At 70.2% G+C, this 16051-nt stretch carries 12 protein-coding genes; 6 read left to right on the forward strand and 6 right to left on the reverse strand.

All coding sequences use genetic code 11. The features are described from left to right. The 3 genes from modB to WFQ05_RS19310 are packed head-to-tail and all read left to right on the forward strand — an operon-like array spanning position 1 to position 1933. Entirely contained in the window at positions 1 to 699 is a 699-nt protein-coding gene (gene modB, locus WFQ05_RS19300; protein WP_130528537.1) for a molybdate ABC transporter permease subunit, read from the forward strand. Further along, a complete protein-coding gene (gene modC, locus WFQ05_RS19305) occupies positions 699 to 1316 on the forward strand; it encodes a molybdenum ABC transporter ATP-binding protein (protein ID WP_130524870.1) in 618 nt (205 codons plus the stop codon). The genes modB and modC overlap by 1 nt, the downstream gene beginning before the upstream one ends. Positions 1317 to 1375: 59 nt before the next feature. Then, entirely contained in the window at positions 1376 to 1933 is a 558-nt protein-coding gene (locus WFQ05_RS19310; protein ID WP_130517413.1) for a flavin reductase family protein, read from the forward strand. Positions 1934 to 2172: 239 nt separating this feature from the next. On the opposite strand, the gene WFQ05_RS19315 is transcribed toward WFQ05_RS19310, so the two are convergent. The 4 genes from WFQ05_RS19315 to WFQ05_RS19330 form a co-directional block, all read right to left on the reverse strand. After that, entirely contained in the window at positions 2173 to 2847 is a 675-nt protein-coding gene (locus tag WFQ05_RS19315) for a hypothetical protein (RefSeq protein WP_337054973.1), read from the reverse strand. Beyond that, a complete protein-coding gene (locus WFQ05_RS19320) occupies positions 2847 to 4709 on the reverse strand; it encodes a TonB family protein (protein ID WP_337054974.1) in 1863 nt (620 codons plus the stop codon). Before WFQ05_RS19320 ends, WFQ05_RS19315 begins: the two co-directional genes overlap by 1 nt. Next, entirely contained in the window at positions 4699 to 5067 is a 369-nt protein-coding gene (locus tag WFQ05_RS19325; RefSeq protein WP_130524872.1) for a BlaI/MecI/CopY family transcriptional regulator, read from the reverse strand. Before WFQ05_RS19325 ends, WFQ05_RS19320 begins: the two co-directional genes overlap by 11 nt. A 172-nt stretch (positions 5068 to 5239) precedes the next feature. Continuing rightward, positions 5240 to 7381 carry a TonB-dependent siderophore receptor gene (locus WFQ05_RS19330; protein ID WP_337054975.1) on the reverse strand — a complete coding sequence of 714 codons (2142 nt, stop codon included), beginning with the start codon at positions 7379 to 7381 and terminating at the stop codon, positions 5240 to 5242. Between the two features lie 264 nt (positions 7382 to 7645). Between WFQ05_RS19330 and WFQ05_RS19335 the strand changes: the two genes are divergently transcribed. After that, entirely contained in the window at positions 7646 to 9607 is a 1962-nt protein-coding gene (locus WFQ05_RS19335; RefSeq protein WP_337054976.1) for an acetyl-CoA hydrolase/transferase C-terminal domain-containing protein, read from the forward strand. A gap of 106 nt (positions 9608 to 9713) precedes the next feature. Here the strand turns inward: WFQ05_RS19335 and WFQ05_RS19340 are convergent, their stop codons facing one another. Together WFQ05_RS19340 and mprF are read right to left on the reverse strand one after the other, a co-directional pair. Next, positions 9714 to 11129 (reverse strand): AcvB/VirJ family lysyl-phosphatidylglycerol hydrolase, encoded by a 1416-nt coding sequence (locus WFQ05_RS19340; RefSeq protein ID WP_337054977.1) that lies wholly within the window; start codon positions 11127 to 11129, stop codon positions 9714 to 9716. Continuing rightward, positions 11126 to 13708: a bifunctional lysylphosphatidylglycerol flippase/synthetase MprF gene (mprF, locus tag WFQ05_RS19345; RefSeq protein WP_130528530.1), complete on the reverse strand. Its 2583-nt coding sequence runs from the start codon at positions 13706 to 13708 to the stop codon at positions 11126 to 11128. Before mprF ends, WFQ05_RS19340 begins: the two co-directional genes overlap by 4 nt. A gap of 193 nt (positions 13709 to 13901) precedes the next feature. On the opposite strand from mprF, the gene WFQ05_RS19350 reads away from it, so the two are divergent. After that, complete coding sequence (locus WFQ05_RS19350; RefSeq protein ID WP_131660420.1) at positions 13902 to 14915, forward strand: L,D-transpeptidase; 1014 nt, start codon at positions 13902 to 13904, stop codon at positions 14913 to 14915. Between the two features lie 4 nt (positions 14916 to 14919). Next, positions 14920 to 15675 carry a M23 family metallopeptidase gene (locus WFQ05_RS19355; protein WP_337054979.1) on the forward strand — a complete coding sequence of 252 codons (756 nt, stop codon included), beginning with the start codon at positions 14920 to 14922 and terminating at the stop codon, positions 15673 to 15675. Positions 15676 to 16051: the final 376 nt, after the last annotated feature.

The following is a 16051-nucleotide window of genomic DNA, read 5'->3' on the forward strand; positions in this document are numbered from 1 at the left end:
GTGTTCGGTTTCTCGCCCGAAGAACTCACCGCCATCGCCCTGAGCCTGAAGGTGGCGGCCGTGGCCGCCGTCTGCAGCCTGCCGGCGGCCATCGCCGTGGCCTGGCTGCTGGCGCGCCGGCGCTTTCCCGGGCGGGCGCTGCTCGATGCGCTGGTGCATCTGCCGCTGGTGCTGCCGCCGGTGGTGGTGGGCTATGCGCTGCTGGTGACGCTGGGCACGCGCGGGGCGATCGGGGCCTGGCTGCTGGAACACTTCGGCCTGCGCTTCGCCTTCCGCTGGACCGGCGCAGCGGTGGCCTGCGCGGTCATGGGCTTCCCGCTGATGGTGCGCGCCATCCGCCTGTCGATCGAACAGGTCGACCGCCGCCTGGAGCACGCCGCCGCGACCCTGGGCGCGCCGCCGTGGAAGGTGTTCGCCACCATCACCCTGCCGCTGGCCTGGCCCGGGCTGGTGGCCGGCGCGGTGCTGGCCTTCGCCAAGGCCCTGGGGGAGTTCGGCGCCACCATCACCTTCGTCTCCAACATCCCCGGCCAGACGCAGACCATGTCCGCCGCCATCTACGGCCTGCTGCAGGTGCCCGGCGCGGAGGCCGGCATCTGGCGCTTGGCGGCGGTGTCGGTGTGCATCTCGCTGGCCGCGCTGGTGCTGTCCGAATGGCTGGTGCGCCGCCAGCGCGGGCGCGAGACCGAGGTGCTGTGATGCTGGATGCGGACCTGCAGCTGCAGCGCGGCCAGTTCACCCGCCATGTGCGCATCCACAGCGATGCGCGCCTGCTGGCGCTCGCCGGCCCTTCCGGCGCGGGCAAGACCAGCGTGCTCAACGCCATCGCCGGGCTGCTGCGACCCGTGGCGGGGCGCATCGCGGTCGATGGGACGGTGCTGTTCGACAGCGCGCGCGGCATCGACGTGCCGGTGCATCGGCGCCGCATCGGCTATGTGTTCCAGGATGCGCGCCTGTTCCCGCACCTGGATGTGCGCGGCAACCTGCGCTACGGCACGCACGGGCGCAGCGCCGGCGCGCGCTTCGGCTTCGAGGCGGTGGTCGAGCTGCTGGGCATCGGCCCGCTGCTGCAGCGGCGGCCGCGCAATCTCTCCGGCGGCGAGGCCCAGCGCGTGGCGATCGGCCGCGCCCTGCTGTCGCAGCCGGCCCTGCTGCTGCTGGACGAGCCGCTGTCCGCCCTGGATCCCGCGCGGCGCGGCGAACTGATCCCCTATCTGCGCGGCGTGCGCACCGAACTCCAGCTGCCCATGCTCTACGTCAGCCACCAGCCCGACGAGGTGCAGCAGCTGGCCGATGCGGTGCACGTGCTGGACTGACACGCCGTGAACGGCCGGCGCGGTGCAATGGCAGTCCGCTGTCGCCGTGCAAGGCCCGCATGAAAACGCCCACCAAAGAGGACTTCCCCGTACACCAGGTGCGGCGCTTCCTCGAGCCCGGGCCGGTGGTGCTGGTCAGCAGCGCGCACGCCGGCGCACGCGACATCATGACCATGGGCTGGCACATGATGGTGGAGTTCTCGCCCTCGCTTCTGGCCTGCGTGATCGCCAACGGCAACCGCAGCTTCGAGCTGGTGCGCGCCAGCCGCCAGTGCGTGATCAATCTGCCGACCGAGGCGCTGCTGGACACGGTGGTGCGCATCGGCAACTGCAGCGGCAGCGAGGTCGACAAGTTCGAGGCCTTCGGCCTGACCGCCCAGCCGGCCAGCCAGGTCCAGGCGCCGCTGATCGCCGAGTGCCACGCCAGTTTCGAGTGCCGCCTGCACGATGACCGGCTGGTGGAACGGCACAACCTGTTCGTCTGGGAAGTGGTCAAGGCGCACGTGGCGCCGACGCCGAAGATCCCGCGCACCGTGCACTACCGCGGCGACGGCAAGTTCATGGTGTCCGGCCCCGAACGCTCACGCCGCGGCCTGTTCAAGCCGGAGATGCTGTAACAGCGAGTGAAATTGTCTGTGGGAGCCGCCCTTGTAGCCTTTTTGGCCAATCGCGACGATGAGGCGTTCCCGATAAAGCCCCTCGCCGCCATAGCGGCTCCCACCTGTAGAGCGGAGCTCGCTCCGCTGCTCTTCGTTCGGTTCGTGGGGAACGCCCGAGCGGAGCGAGCTCCGCTCTACAGAAGGGCGGCTGCTGGAGTTGAGGAAGCAGTTGCTTCCGCCCAGCCGCACAAAGACGGTCACCGGCCTCCCACACCGCCCCGCTCCACACGCACACGCCCCTGCTCCACCTCGAAGGTGAAGGCATACAGCAGCGTCACCGGCACCGGCTCGACCGACTGCGCGCCATCGCAGCGCTCCGGATCGGCCGGCGGATGCTCGGCGCTGAAATGGCAGACGGCGGCCGGCTCGAAACGCCATTGCCGCACCTGGGCCAGCATCGCCTGCACCAGATCGGCATTGTCCGGCTGCGCGCCGGCGGCGCATTCGGCGCGGTCGGCGAGCGGCTCGGCACGCAGCACTTCGCCGCGCGCATCGAGGATCACGCGCGCGCAGACCGTGGTCGGTGCCAACGTCTGCCGCGGCGAGTCGGCGGGCAGCGCGGGGTTGTCGGCCTGCACCGGCTGCGGCATGCGGAACACCTCGGTCGGCGCCAGCGCATAGCGCTCGATCTTGCCGGCGCCATCGCCGCCTTCCGGTGTCAGCATGCGCTGATCGACATTGGCATTGCGGACCAGGGTGTCCTGCGCCGGGTCGAGCGGATGCGTGGCGCACGCGGAGAGCAGCAGCGTCGCCGCGGAGATCGTGGCGAAGTGCAGAGTCCACGATGGGGCTCCGCTGGCAAGGCCCCGATCGCCGCCATGGCGGCTCCCACGACAGCGGGTGGGCCGGAGGCTGTTGGGGGGCGTGCTCATCAGCGGCCCGCCATGAAGCCCGCGGGCGCCGGGCGGGTCTCGAATGCGACGGTGTCGGCATCCACGCCCTGGCGCTGCAGCACCCACTTCAGATTGGACGCCGCGACGGTCTTCATCACTTCCCGCTCCAGCGCGGTCGGCTTGCGAGCCGTATCCAGGCGCACGCGCGAAACACCACCATCGGCCGCGACATCGGCCAGCACGCGCCCAAGATCCATGGGCTCACGCGATCCGGCAGGCGCTGACGCGACGCCTTGGTGCGACGCAGAGGGCGCGGATGGCTCATCCAGATCGAAGTCGATCGGCACGCGCATGCGATGGGCGACCGGCCGGCCGTGCTCCAGGACCGGCTTGAACTTCCACTTGCGGACCGCTTCCACCGAGACGGCATCGAACACGCCCGCAGGCCTGGATTCTTCCACCTGCACGTCCTGCACCGAACCGTCGGCAGCCACATCGACCAGCATCACCACACGCCCGGAAATGCCGTTGTTCGCGGCCTCCTTGGGATAGCGCGGCGGCGCATGCTGGGAATAGTCGAAGGGCGATGTCTCTTCCGCTTGCGCCTGCTCAGGCGCAGGCGCCACCTGCTTGCGCGCCACCGGCGGTGCCGCCGCAGCGCGATGGGCGGGGACATCCAGCGCGCGCACCCGCACCGACAACGCCACATCGCGCGTGGCGCCCTGCACCGGGCCCGTTGTCAGCTTGAGCGACGCCGCCTCGCCGAGGCGCGCAATCAGCAGCACGGGGCCGGTCACGTCGGCACCGTCCCGCAACAGCCGGGCATGCACCTTGGCTTGGCCAGGGGCGTCGGGCTCGAGGCTCAGCTCGCCGCTCCAGCGGTGTCCGGCCTGGGTGTCGATGGCAAACGCGAACGGCACTCCGGCCGCGCTGTGCATCTCCAGCGCGTGGCGCTCGCCGTCCACCTCGATCTGCAGGTTCGCGCCGTACTGCGCGGCGGTGGGCGCCGCCGCATGCGCCGATGGCGCAGCGGCCGGCTGCTGCGCCCAGGCCACATAGCCACCGCCGGCGAACAGCGCCAGCAGCAGGACAGCGGACAGACGCGTCTGCCAACGACGGGGACTGGGACGTTTCAACATGGCGATCCGCTCCTTGATCGGGTGTGTGTGCCAGTGGCAGCCCACCGGCAGGGCGAAGACATCCAGCTGCGTCTTCAACATGGCCTGCGCATACGCCCGCCGCGCCCTCGGATGCCGCCGCAGCACGCGCGCATCGCAGGCCAGCTCCTGGTCCTGGCGATAGCGCGCCACCGCCCAGTGCAGCAGCGGGTTGAACCAGTAAACGCAGCGCAGCAGCGCCACCAGCGCATTGCAGGGCAGATCGCCGCGGGCGATGTGCTGACGCTCGTGCGCCACCACCAGAGCGCGTTCGTCCGCGTCGTAGCGATGCAGGAAATCCGCCGGCAGCACAATGCGCGGGCGCAGCACGCCGGTCACCGCCGGCAGCCCCGCGCTGATCGCGGCCACGCGCACGCCGTGAGCATGCACCCGCAGCCGGCCGAGCCGGCGCAGGAATCTGCGCTGCTGCCACAGCTGCAGGCCGGCCATCGCCAAAGCGCCGGTCAGCCAGAGCACAAGCAGCACGGACGTCCACGGCACAGCCGCATCCGCCGGCGCGACGACGACGGACTGCACGCTGCCGACCCGCACGGCCATCGGCATCAGCGCCATCGAACGCACCGGCGCCGGCAGCAGCACGGCGATCAAGGCCACGGGCACCAGCGGCCACAGCGCATACGCGGCCCCGGCGCCGAAGGCGGCGCGCATCGGTCGGCGCAGCAACAGCACCACCACCAGCGCGGCGCTGGTGGCCAGCGTCGTCTCGCCCAGCTCACTGCTCATCGTCCAGCTCCTGGACCAGGCGCTTGAGCTCGGCGATGTCCTGCGCCGAGAGCTTGCCGCGCTGCGAGAAATGCGCCACCAGCGGCGCCACGCGCCCGCCGAACACCCGCTCCAGCAGGCCCTCGCTCTGCTGCTGCACCCAGGCCTGGCGTGTGAGCACCGGCGAGTAGAGATAGCGGCGCCCTTCCTTGGTCGCCTGGATCGCGCCCTTGTTGAGCAGGCGGTTGAGCAGGGTCTTGATGGTCGGCTCGGCCCAGTCGTTGCGGCTGGCCAGCGCGGCGACCACCTCGTCGGCGCCCAGCGGGCTGCGCTCCCACAGCACTTCCATCACCACCGCCTCGGCCTCGCTGATCGCCATGTCGTTTACGCCTGTAATTTTTATTGAAATTACGCGCGTAATCGAACCGCTGTCAAGCGTCTCGGGCGACACCCGACGAACGGCGATGTGCACTGACCTGAAACGCGAAAGCGCCGGACCAGCCGGCGCTTTCGCGGACAGGAGGCGGACCGACCGCGTCGGCTGAATCAGCTCAGAAGCGCCATTCCAGGCTGGCCGTGGTGTTGCGCGGCGCGCCGTAGTAGCCGATCTGGTACAGGCTGCCGATGTACTTGCGGTCGGTGATGTTGCGCGCGTTGACGCGCAGGGTCAGGTCGCGGGTGATGTCCCAGCCGACGAAGGCATCAAGCACGGTGTGCGCGTCCTGGCTGACCGTATAGCCGGTATAGCTGTCCGGGCCGGAGACGGTCTTGTCCTGCCAGCGGCCGCTGAGGCCGAAGGACAGCGCGCTGTAACTGGGCAGGCGCGCGCTGATGGCCAGGTTGGCCGTGTTGCGCGGCACCCAGGGATAGGTGTCATCGCCCTGCTCGCCATCCATCTTCAGGTGCGTATAGCCGAACACCAGGTCGAGGTAGTCGTTGACCTTGCCGGTGACCTCCAGCTCGACGCCCTTGGATTCCACGTCGGCCGGCTCGTAGTAGTACTGGCCGTTGGCCGGGTTCAGCCCGCGCGAGACGGCCAGGCCATCCTGCTTGGCATCGAACACCGCCAGCGTGGTCAGCAGACGCTGGTCCAGCCAGTTGGCCTTGACGCCGACCTCGTAGTTCTTGCCCTTGGTCGGCGGCAGGTAGTTCTGGAGGATGTCCTGCTGGTCCTGCGGCTGGTAGATGTCCGAATAGCTGACATAGCCCAGCACGTCCGGGGTGAAGTCCCAGGTCAGGCCGGCATAGGGGCTGGTATGGCTGTCGCTCTGCTCGAAGTACGCCCCGCCGGCCAGGCCGTTGCGCGAGAACGAGGTGTAGTTGAAGCCCAGCACCGTCTTCAGGCGCTCGGTCAGCGAGACATGCGTGGCGCCGTAGGCGCGCTTGATGTGCTGGTTGAGCGAATCCTGCGGCTGCGGCGCGGCCCAGAGCGGCTCGGGCACGACATCGCCGGCATAGGGGAACCCGGGCAGCGGCTCGAAGCCGGACAGCGCCGACCAGTAATGCCCACCGCTTTCGCTCTGGGCCAGGCTGAAGCCCAGCATCGCCTCCTGCGGACGACCGAACAGCGCGTAGGTCCCGTTGAGCTCGACCGTGCCCAGGTTGGCGGTGACCTTGTCGCGCCCCTTATACGGATAGCCGTTCAATCCTTCGCCGGTGACCGGATCCAGGCCGGTCGTGGTGTAGGCGAAGAACAGCTGATCGTCCTCGGTGCTGCGCCGGTAGTTGTAGGCCACCTTCAGCTTCCAGTCCGGACTGAGCTGCTGGGCGTACTCGACGAAGCCGGTCTGGTTGTTGGTGTTCCAGTAGGTCCAGTCCTGGGTGGTGGAGGCGCTGCGCGGCCAGCCGATCTGGCCGCCGCCGATGGTGTTGAAGGTCAGCGCGCCCCACATGTTGCCGGTGCTGTTGGCCTGCTGCCACGAGTAGCCCGCGGTCAGCGTGCCGTTCTCGCCGATCTGGCCGTCGACCACGCCGTAGAGGAAGGTGCGCTCCTTGTCGTAGTCGCGCAGGTAAGAGCCGCCGTCCTCGTGCGCGGCGACCACGCGCACCGCCCAGCTGCCGTCGGTGGTGATCGGCGAGGAGTAGTCCACCTGCTCGCGCCGAGTGTTCCACGCGCCGTAGCTGATCCCGACCGAGCCCTGCTCGTCGTTGGTCGGCCGCTTGCGCACGTAGTTGATCGTGCCGGCCGCATTGCCCACGCCGGTCAGCAGGCCGTTGGCGCCGCGGATCACCTCGATCTTGTCGTAGCCGTAGGAATCCATCGCCCCGGTGACGATGCCCCAGCCGTTGGGCAGGCCGATGCCGTCGATCTGCGTGTTCTCGATCTCGAAGCCGCGCGAGAGATAGTTGGTGCGGTTGGTCTCCCACTCCTCCACCTGGATGCCGGTCGCCAGGCGCAGCGCATCGTTGAGCGTGTTGGCGCCGAAGGCGTCCATCTGCTCGCGGCTGATGACGCTGATCGACTGCGGCGTGTCCTTGATCGCCAGGTCCAGGTTGGTGGCACCGTTGCTGACGCGCTGCGCGCGCTGGGAGACCACCAGGATCTTGTCCAGGTCCTGGGCCTGGTCGGCATCGGCCGGACCGCCCTGCGTCTGAGCCTGCGCGGACAGCGCCAGGGCCAGGCCCGCGGCCAGGACGGAACAGCGCGGCAGCGGCCGGCGGGGAAGGCGAAGGGAGGCGAGGGCGAAAGGCATGGGGAAGATCCGATGGCTGAGGCAGGACGCACCTGGCCGGGCGTCGTGCCAGCCGAGGCGAGAAGGGGTTGGGCGCGCAGGCGGGCGAGCGGCTGGCCGGCGCGGGCCGGGGCCGCGTCCATGGCGGCGCCCGGATGACAGTATCTTAATGAAAACCATTCGCATTTTACAGCGCGCCGTGGCAGGCGCTGCCTGGACAGTCCGGCACGCGGTCCTGCACGGCCGCTCGGCTACCCTCCTCCCACCGCGATCCGATGTCCCTGCATGCCCCAACACCTCGCCGAACTGTCCGATGCCGTCGATCTGATCCTGCAGCGCGTGCCCGGCCCGCTGCGCGTCGCCGCGCCGCTGGGCATCGGCAAGCCGCACCGCCTGCTCAACGCGCTCTACGACCGCGTCGAACGTGACCCGTCTCGTCCGCTGCTGCTGTTGACCGCGCTGTCGCTGGATCCGCCCGCGCTGAAGGGCGACGGGCTGGAGGCGCGCTTCTTCAAGCCGTTCGGCGCGCGCCACTTCGGCGAGGACTTCCCGCGGCTGCGCTATGTGCAGGCACTCAAGGCCGACGCGCTGCCGGCGCATATCCAGGTCGAGGAGTTCTACATGCAGTCCGGCGCGCTGCTGCACTCGCGGCAGATGCAGCGCCGCTACGTCAGCCTCAACTACACCCACGCCGCCGACGGCGTGGCCCAGCGCGCGCCGAACGTGATCGTGCAGAAGGTCGCGCGCGACCCGCAGGCCCGGCCTGGCGACCCGGTACGCCTGTCGCTGTCGTGCAACAACGACACCACCCAGGACACGCTGGAGGCGATCGCGCGCCGCGGCCTGCCGCGCCCGCTGCTGGTGGCCGAGGTCGACCCGCAGCTGCCGTGGATCGGCGGCACGGCCAGCGTCGCCGAGACCTTCTTCGACGTGGTGATCGACCCGCCCGGGCCGTATCCGGCCTTGTTCGCCCTGCCGCGCCAGCCGGTCAGCGACACCGACTACGCCATCGGCCTGTACGCCAGCACCCTGGTGCGCGACGGCGGCACGCTGCAGATCGGCATCGGTACGCTGGCCGATGCGCTCAGCCACGCGCTGGTGCTGCGTCACACCGACAACGCCGCCTATCGCCGCGTGCTGCACGCCCTGGACCCGGAGCTGCTGCATCACCCGGCGGTGATCGAGAGCGGCGGCATGGCGCCGTTCCAGGTCGGCCTGTACGGCTGCAGCGAGATGCTCAACGAGGGCTTCCGCCTGCTGGTACAGCGCGGAGTGATCAAGCGCCGCGTGTTGGACAATGCGGCGCTGATGCAACGCCTGGCCGACGGCAGTGCCGACGCGCAGGACCACGCCCGCCTGCAGGCCGAGGGCGAGTACCTGCACGGCGCCTTCTATCTTGGCTCACCGGAGTTCTACGACTGGCTGCGCAACCTGGATCACGACCAGCGCCGCGCCATCGGCATGCTGCGCATCAGCCAGATCAACCAGCTCTACGGCGGCCACGAGGCGCTGGAGCGCCTGCAGCGCGTGCAGGCGCGCTTCTTCAACAGCTGCATGATGGCCACCGCGCTGGGCGCGGCGGTGTCCGACGGGCTGGACGATGGCCGCGTGGTGTCGGGCGTGGGTGGGCAGCACGACTTCGTCAGCATGGCCCATGCCCTGCACGATGCGCGCAGCGTGCTGATGCTGCGCGCCGTGCGCGGCGAAGGCGAGCGCGTCGAATCCAACCTGCGCTGGAACTATGGTCACACCACGATCGCCCGCCATCTGCGCGATGTGTTCGTGGACGAGTACGGCATCGCCGACCTGCGCGCGCAAAGCGACGAGGACTGCATCATCGCCATGGCCGGCATCGCCGATGCGCGCTTCGCCGCGCCGCTGCTGGAACAGGCCAAGGCCGCCGGCAAGCTGCGGGGCGACTTCAGCGCGCCGGCGCACTGGCAGCGCAACACGCCGCAGCATCTGGCGCAGGCCCTGGCGCCGTTCCGCCGCGATGGCACCCTGCCCGACTATCCGCTGGGCAGCGACTTCACCGGCACCGAGCAACGCCTGGTGCGCGCCCTGACTTGGCTGAAGGCCGGCACCGGCACGCGCGGCGGCAAGCTGCGCACGGTGGCCCGCGCGGTGTTCTCGCGCACGCCGGTCGATGCGATCGCGCTGCGGCGCATGGACCTCGAGGCACCGCGCGGCATCGGCGAACACCTGATGGCGCGCCTGCTGCGCCTGGCACTGGCGCAGACCGCCTGACGGCGGACGACCTTACACGCAGCCGACGCCAGCACTACGCGAACGCGCCGAATGCGCGTTCGCATGGAGACCAGGCGCGCCTACCCCGCGCCGGCGGGAGAGAACCTCAGCGCTTGCCCTCGGCCGCGTCGGCCGCGGTGAGGATGATGTCGGCCAGATGCGCGTAGTCACCGTCGAAGTGATGGCCACCGGTCAACGCCTGCACGCGCAGGTGGCCCGGCGGGACCTTGCTGCACACCTGCTCGTCGTCGCCCTCGCCATAGACGCAGAAGTTCTGCGCGGCCTTGAGCTTGAGGATCTCCGGCATGGTCGGTATGGCGTCGGCCACGTCGTCGCTCATCCAGTTGGTGACGTGGAACTCGAACGCGGCGTTGTTGCTCAGCGCCAGGTACACGGCCTGCAGGAGCTGGGCACGCGTGTCCGGCGCCAGCCGGTTGACCGCGAACGGCAGCACGTCGGCGCCCTGCGAATAGCCGATCAGCATCACCTTGGCCTTGCCCCAGTGCGCGCCGTAGTAGCGGATGATGCGATCCAGGTCGCCGGCCAGGCCCTGCGGCGTGCGCTTCTTCCAGAAATAGCGCAGCGAGTCGAAGCCCACCACCGGGATGCCCTTGGCGGCCAGCGCCTTGGCCACTTCCTGATCGAGACCGGCCCAGCCGCCGTCGCCGCTGAGCAGGATGGCGTAGGTGTCGCTGCGGGCGCCGCCGGTGGCCGGCACTTCGTTCAAGGGCAGGCCGGACAGATCCTGCGGCGGCGGCGGCGGCAAGGTCGCCACCTGCTCCCGCGCCAGCATGTGCGCGGCGGTGGTCAGCGCGGCGCGGCGCACCGCGGCCTGATCGCCGCCGGTGGCCAGTTGCACGAATGAGGCCCCCTTGACCTGTGCGGCGAAGGGCTTGGCATCGAAGCCCTTCTTCGGCCCGTCGGTGTCCAGGGTCAGCCACGGCACGGCCAGCTTGTTGCGCGCCGGCACCAGGGTGGTGGTCGCCCCGCGCGCGGGCAGCGTATCGAAGATGTTGCCCTTGCCCTCGCAGGGCACCCGGCCCAGGTCCAGCGCAGGGGTGAAATCCAGGGTCAGCGCGCCGGCGAAGATCCCCGGATCGCCCGCCGCGACCATGGCATAGGCGATGGCCGCGCCACTGCCCTCGCCGATCAGCAGCGGCGCGCGGTAGCCCGGCAGCTGGGCATAGCCCTGCAGATAGTGCGAGAGGTTCTCCAGGTCGCCATCGGGGAATACGCAGCCCTTGCCGTCGCCGGTGAACTGCCGGCGCATCTGCGGGGTATCGATGCCGGCCACGAAGGTGCCGTTGGCGGCCAGCGCCTGCGCATCGGCGTCCATGGTCGCGTTCCAGCCGCCGTCGCCGGAGAGCATCAGCACCACCTGCTTGAGCGGGCCGACCGGCCGGTACAGCGCCACGTCGCGGAAATTGCCGTGCGAGATGCGCTCGGGCGTGGGACGGGGCTGCTGCGCGGCCAGCGGCAACGCACAGGCCAACAGCAGCAGACAGCTTGCCAGACGGATCATTTGCGGATGACTCCCTTGTAGCCACCGCTGATCAGCGCGGCGACATCGCCCATCACCAGCAGCGGGGCCATGCCGCCTGGCGCGGCCAGGTAGCGGGCTTCCCACTGCGGATCGAATTTTTCCTTGAAGGCGCGCAGCCCCCGGAAGTTGTAGAAGTGCTCGCCGTGGGCGAACAGCAGGCGCCCGATGCGATGCCAGCGCGGCGCCAGCGCGTGTCCGGCCATGCCCGACAGCGGCGCCATGCCCAGGCCGAAGCGCACGTACCCGGCCTGGGCGAAATGCAGCATCAGCTTGGAGAACAGGAAATCCATCGTGCCGTTGGGCGCCTCTTCCAGCTGGCGCATCAGGTCGATGCTGGCCTCCTGCTGCACATCGGTCACCAGCAGCGAGGCGAAGGCGATCACCTTGCCCTCGCGTCGCACCACCGCCACCGGATTGCGCACCATGTAAGCATCGTCGAACGCGCCGACCGAGAAGCGCTTCTCGGCGGTGTTGTGCTTGGCCAGCCACGCATCGGAGACCGCGCGCAGCTCGGGCAGGATCGCGGCCACCTCGTCGCGCTCGACCAGGCTGAAGCTCAGGCCCTCGCGCTCGCTGCGGTTGACGCCGTTGCGCAGGTTGCCGCGCCGCTTGCCCTGCAGGCTGAAGCCGGCCAGCGGCACCCAGGCGTATTCGCCCAGCTTGAACAGGCGCAGTCCCGCGTCCAGATACAGCGGCAGCGCGTCCGGGCGCACCTGGTAGAAGCAGCCGCGCGCGCCCGATTCGCGGGCGCGCTCCAGGAAGCGCCAGACCAGCTCGGGCCAGGCCTCGCGCGGGCCGACCGGATCGAACAGAGCCACCCAAGACTTGCCCTTGCGTCCGAACATCACGAACGCATCGCCCTTCTCGGAAAACAGCAGCGGCTTGTCGCCGGTCAGCGCCAGCGCCGCGTCGGCCGAAGGCTGGCGACGCAGGATCTCCTGGGCACGCGCCAGTTCCTCGGCGCTGGGCAGCGGCAGCGGCGGCGCCGGCGGGCGCAACAGCTGGCGCAGCGCCAGCACCAGGGCCAGGATCGACACGCCGACCATCGCGCGCAGCGAACGCGGCGCGTTGCCGTCGAACTCGAACTGCCACCACAGACGGTTGGCATAGGCCACGTCGCGGTAGACGAAGAACAGCAGCGCGGTCACCGCCACGCATACCACCACCATCGCCAGCAGCCAGCCGCCGCTGAAGGGCACGGCCAGCAGCGAGGCCTTGCGCGTGAACTGCTTGCGCGAGAGCAGCAGGACCGCCATCAGGCTGCCAAGGATCAGCGATTCGTCCACCGCCAGGCCCTTGGGCAGGGCCAGCACCAGCGCGGCCAGGGTCAGGCCGACCGCCGCCCACCAGGCCGCATCCAGCCGGCGCAGCAGCGCGCGCGCGACGAACAGCATCGCCACGCCGGCGATCGAGCTGAGGAAGTGCGAGGCCTCCACCAGCATCAGTGGCACGTGCATGGCCAGCAGGGCGGTGGCCTGGTCGGTGGCCGGGGTCACGCCCGAGACCAACAGCATGATCGCCACCACCGCGGTGAAGGCGGCCAGCAGATGCGGCGCCAGCCCGACCACCGCGCGGCCGACCGGCGCGGCCGGGCTGAGGCGCAGCTCGTGCACGGCCAGCACGACCATGGCCAGCAGCAGCGGCAGCACGTAATAGATCAGCCGGTACAGCACCAGCGCGCCGGCCAGCTGGTCCGAGGGAACCGTGCCCTTCAGCGCCAGCAACATCACCGCCTCGAACACGCCCAGGCCGCCGGGCACGTGGCTGATCACGCCCAGCACCATGGCCGCGGCATAGAAGCCGACGAAGGCCGGGAAGCCGATCGCCCCGTCCGGCAGCAGGAACCACATCACCGCGGCCGAGGCGACGATGTCCACCACCGACACGCCCAGCTGCTGCCAGGCCATGCTCGGCGCCGGCAGGCGGATGCGGATCGGGCCGAGCCTGAACTCACCGCGCCGGCAGGCCCACATCAGCGCGCCGGCCAGGGCCAATGCTCCGATGGCCAGCGCCTGCAGCACCCACACCGGCATATGCGCCAGCGGCGCTAGCTCGCGCGCGTCAAGCAGCACGCCGCCCGCGCCGACCACGCTGATGCCCAGGCCGAAGGCCAGCGCGTTGAAGGCGATCGCCCGGGTGATCAGGCCGGCCTCCACGCCCGCCGCGCCGTACAGGCGCAGGCGCACCGCGCCGCCGGTGAACACGCCCAGGCCGATCATGTTGCTCAAGGCATAGGCGATGAACGCGGTCTTGGCGACCACGCGGTACGGCACGCGCGCGCCGGCATAGCGCAGCGCCGAGGCGTCGTAACCGGTCAGCGAGAAGAAGCTCAGCGCCGTGGCCGCCAGCGCCAGGCCCAGCTTCCAGCCCGGCACGCCGCGCACCGAGGCGACCACGCCGTCGTAGGTGATCTGCCGCGACAGGTCGACGAAGGCATCGACCACCAGCGCGGCCACGATCAGCGCGGCCAGCCCCAGCAGCCAGGGGCGGGCACGCTGCAAGCGCGGCAGCCAGGTGTCCACGAAGGCACCACGGGCGCGCAGCTGCGACAGGGTCATGCGACGTCCAGAACGGGGCGGCGGGAAAGCCGCGCATGATGCGCGTGCGGGCGCGAGCGCCGCAAGCCGTCGGGAAATGCCGGTGTCATACCTCGATCCATCGTCGCGCCAGTCAGCGTCCAGTCGGGATTTTCACACGGATGCCCCATACCGCGTGCGCATGGTGCGGCCATTCCCATGACTGGAGGGTTGCATGACCCGTGCCGTATCGCTACTTCCCAGCCTGCTCGCGCTGGCCCTGATCGCCCCGCTGCAAGCACAGGCCTTCCAGGCCAACGCGCCGGCCGCCAGCACGCCCGCCGCCACGACGCCCGACACACCGGATGCGGCGCGCGCCAACGACGCGGCCACGGTCGACGGCGCCTCGGGCCTGCTGCGCCTGCAGGTGCTGCTGGACCGCGCGCACTTCTCCCCGGGCGAGATTGACGGGCAGGCCGGCTCGAACCAGCAGCGCGCCCTGCGCGGCTACCAGGCCGCCCATGGCCTGCCGGTCACCGGCCAGCCCGATGCGGCGACCTGGCAGGCCTTGAACGCCGACACCAAGCCGGTCGTCGCCAGCTACACGCTGACCGCCGAGGACGTGGCCGGCCCGTTCGTGCAGATCCCCAAGCAGATCGCCAAGCAGGCCGGCCTGGACGCGCTGGGCTATACCTCGCTGGTCGAGGCGCTGGGCGAGCGCTTCCACGTCGGGCCGCAGACGCTGCAGCAGCTCAACCCCGGCCTGGACTTCGCCACGGCCAAGGCCGGCACCGTGGTCAAGGTGACCAATGTGCTCGGCGCCGCGCCGCTGGCCAAGGCCGCGCGCGTGGTGGTGGACAAGTCCGACTCCACGCTGCGGCTGCTGGACGATCAGGGCAAGGTGTATGCGCAGTTCCCGGTGACCTCCGGCAGCGCGCACGACCCGCTGCCGATCGGCCAGTGGAAGATCCTGGGCATCTCGCGCAATCCGACTTATCACTACAACCCCAAGTTGTTCTGGGATGCCAAGAAGGGCGACAAGAAGGCCACCATCGCCGCCGGCCCCAACAACCCGGTGGGCCTGGTCTGGATCGACCTGTCCAAGGACCACTATGGGCTGCACGGCACGCCCGAGCCGCGCAACGTGGGCAAGACCCAGTCCCACGGCTGCGTGCGCCTGACCAACTGGGACGTGCTGCAAGTCGCCGACGCGGTGGATGCCAGCGTGCCGGTGACCTTCCAGGAGTGAGGCCATGAGATTCCTGCTGACGCTGTTGCTGGGTATCGTCATCGGCGCGGTCGGCCTGCGCCTGGTCGAACGCACGCACGCCCTGCGCGCGGTCGGGCTGGACGTGCAGCCCACCTCCACCCCGGGCACGGCCGCCGCGGCGGTCGACGCCGCGGTCGCCCGGACCGCGCCGACCACGCCGGCCCTGCAGATGGTCGGCGACGTGCAGCCCACCCGCGTGGCGGTCGAGCCGGTCTCGCCGCAGGCACCGGTAGGCGATGACACCGACTCACCCGCCATGCCGGCGGTGGCGCCGCAGCTGCGCGCGCCGGACGCCGGCCAGGGTCTGCTGGTGCCGGTGCAGGGCGTGGAACGCAGCGCGCTGCGCGACACCTTCACCGACGCGCGCAGCGCCGGACGCGTACACGATGCGATCGACATCATGGCCCCGGCCGGCACGCCGGTGCTGGCCGTGGCCGACGGCACGGTGGAGAAGCTGTTCGACAGCAAGCGCGGCGGGCTGACCATCTACCAGTTCGAACCGAGCGGCCGGCTGGCGTACTACTACGCGCACCTCCAGCGCTACGCCGACGGCCTGCAGGAGAAGCAGGCGATCAAGCGCGGCCAGGTGATCGGCTATGTCGGCAGCACCGGCAACGCCAGCCCCGACGCCCCGCACCTACACTTCGCCATCTTCCAGCTCGGCCCGGAAAAGCAGTGGTGGAAGGGCACTGCGGTCAATCCCTACCCGGTGCTGCACGACGGCGCGCCTGTGCCCTGAGCAGGATTCCGACGGACCACTCAGGAAGCTCGTTATCAGCGTGCGGAACCGGCAAAAGCCAACCGCTTCGCGCACCAACCTCGACCGGCCGGGCAAGGCTCCCCGGGTCGGTCCGCCTTTCTGGCGGACTCGCCGCCGCGGGCCATCCTAGGGCCCGCTCTCCGTGCGCCCGGCCGGATCGAGGCTCTGCGAAGGGATGGATCAGGACTTCTTTTGACTTTCGACCCGAAGTCTCTTCGCCCGACGCGCGAGGCAGCGGTTCGGCGGGCGGGGGCCGCGCCTAGCGAGGCAGGACGCCGAGCGCCCGAGTCAGGGCAGGATGCCCTGATCGAGGGATAAGCGGCCCCCGCCCGCCGGACCGCTGCCCCTCCGAAGC

This window comes from Pseudoxanthomonas sp. USHLN014 (genome assembly GCF_037153335.1).
GTDB classification, from domain to species: domain Bacteria; phylum Pseudomonadota; class Gammaproteobacteria; order Xanthomonadales; family Xanthomonadaceae; genus Pseudoxanthomonas_A; species Pseudoxanthomonas_A winnipegensis.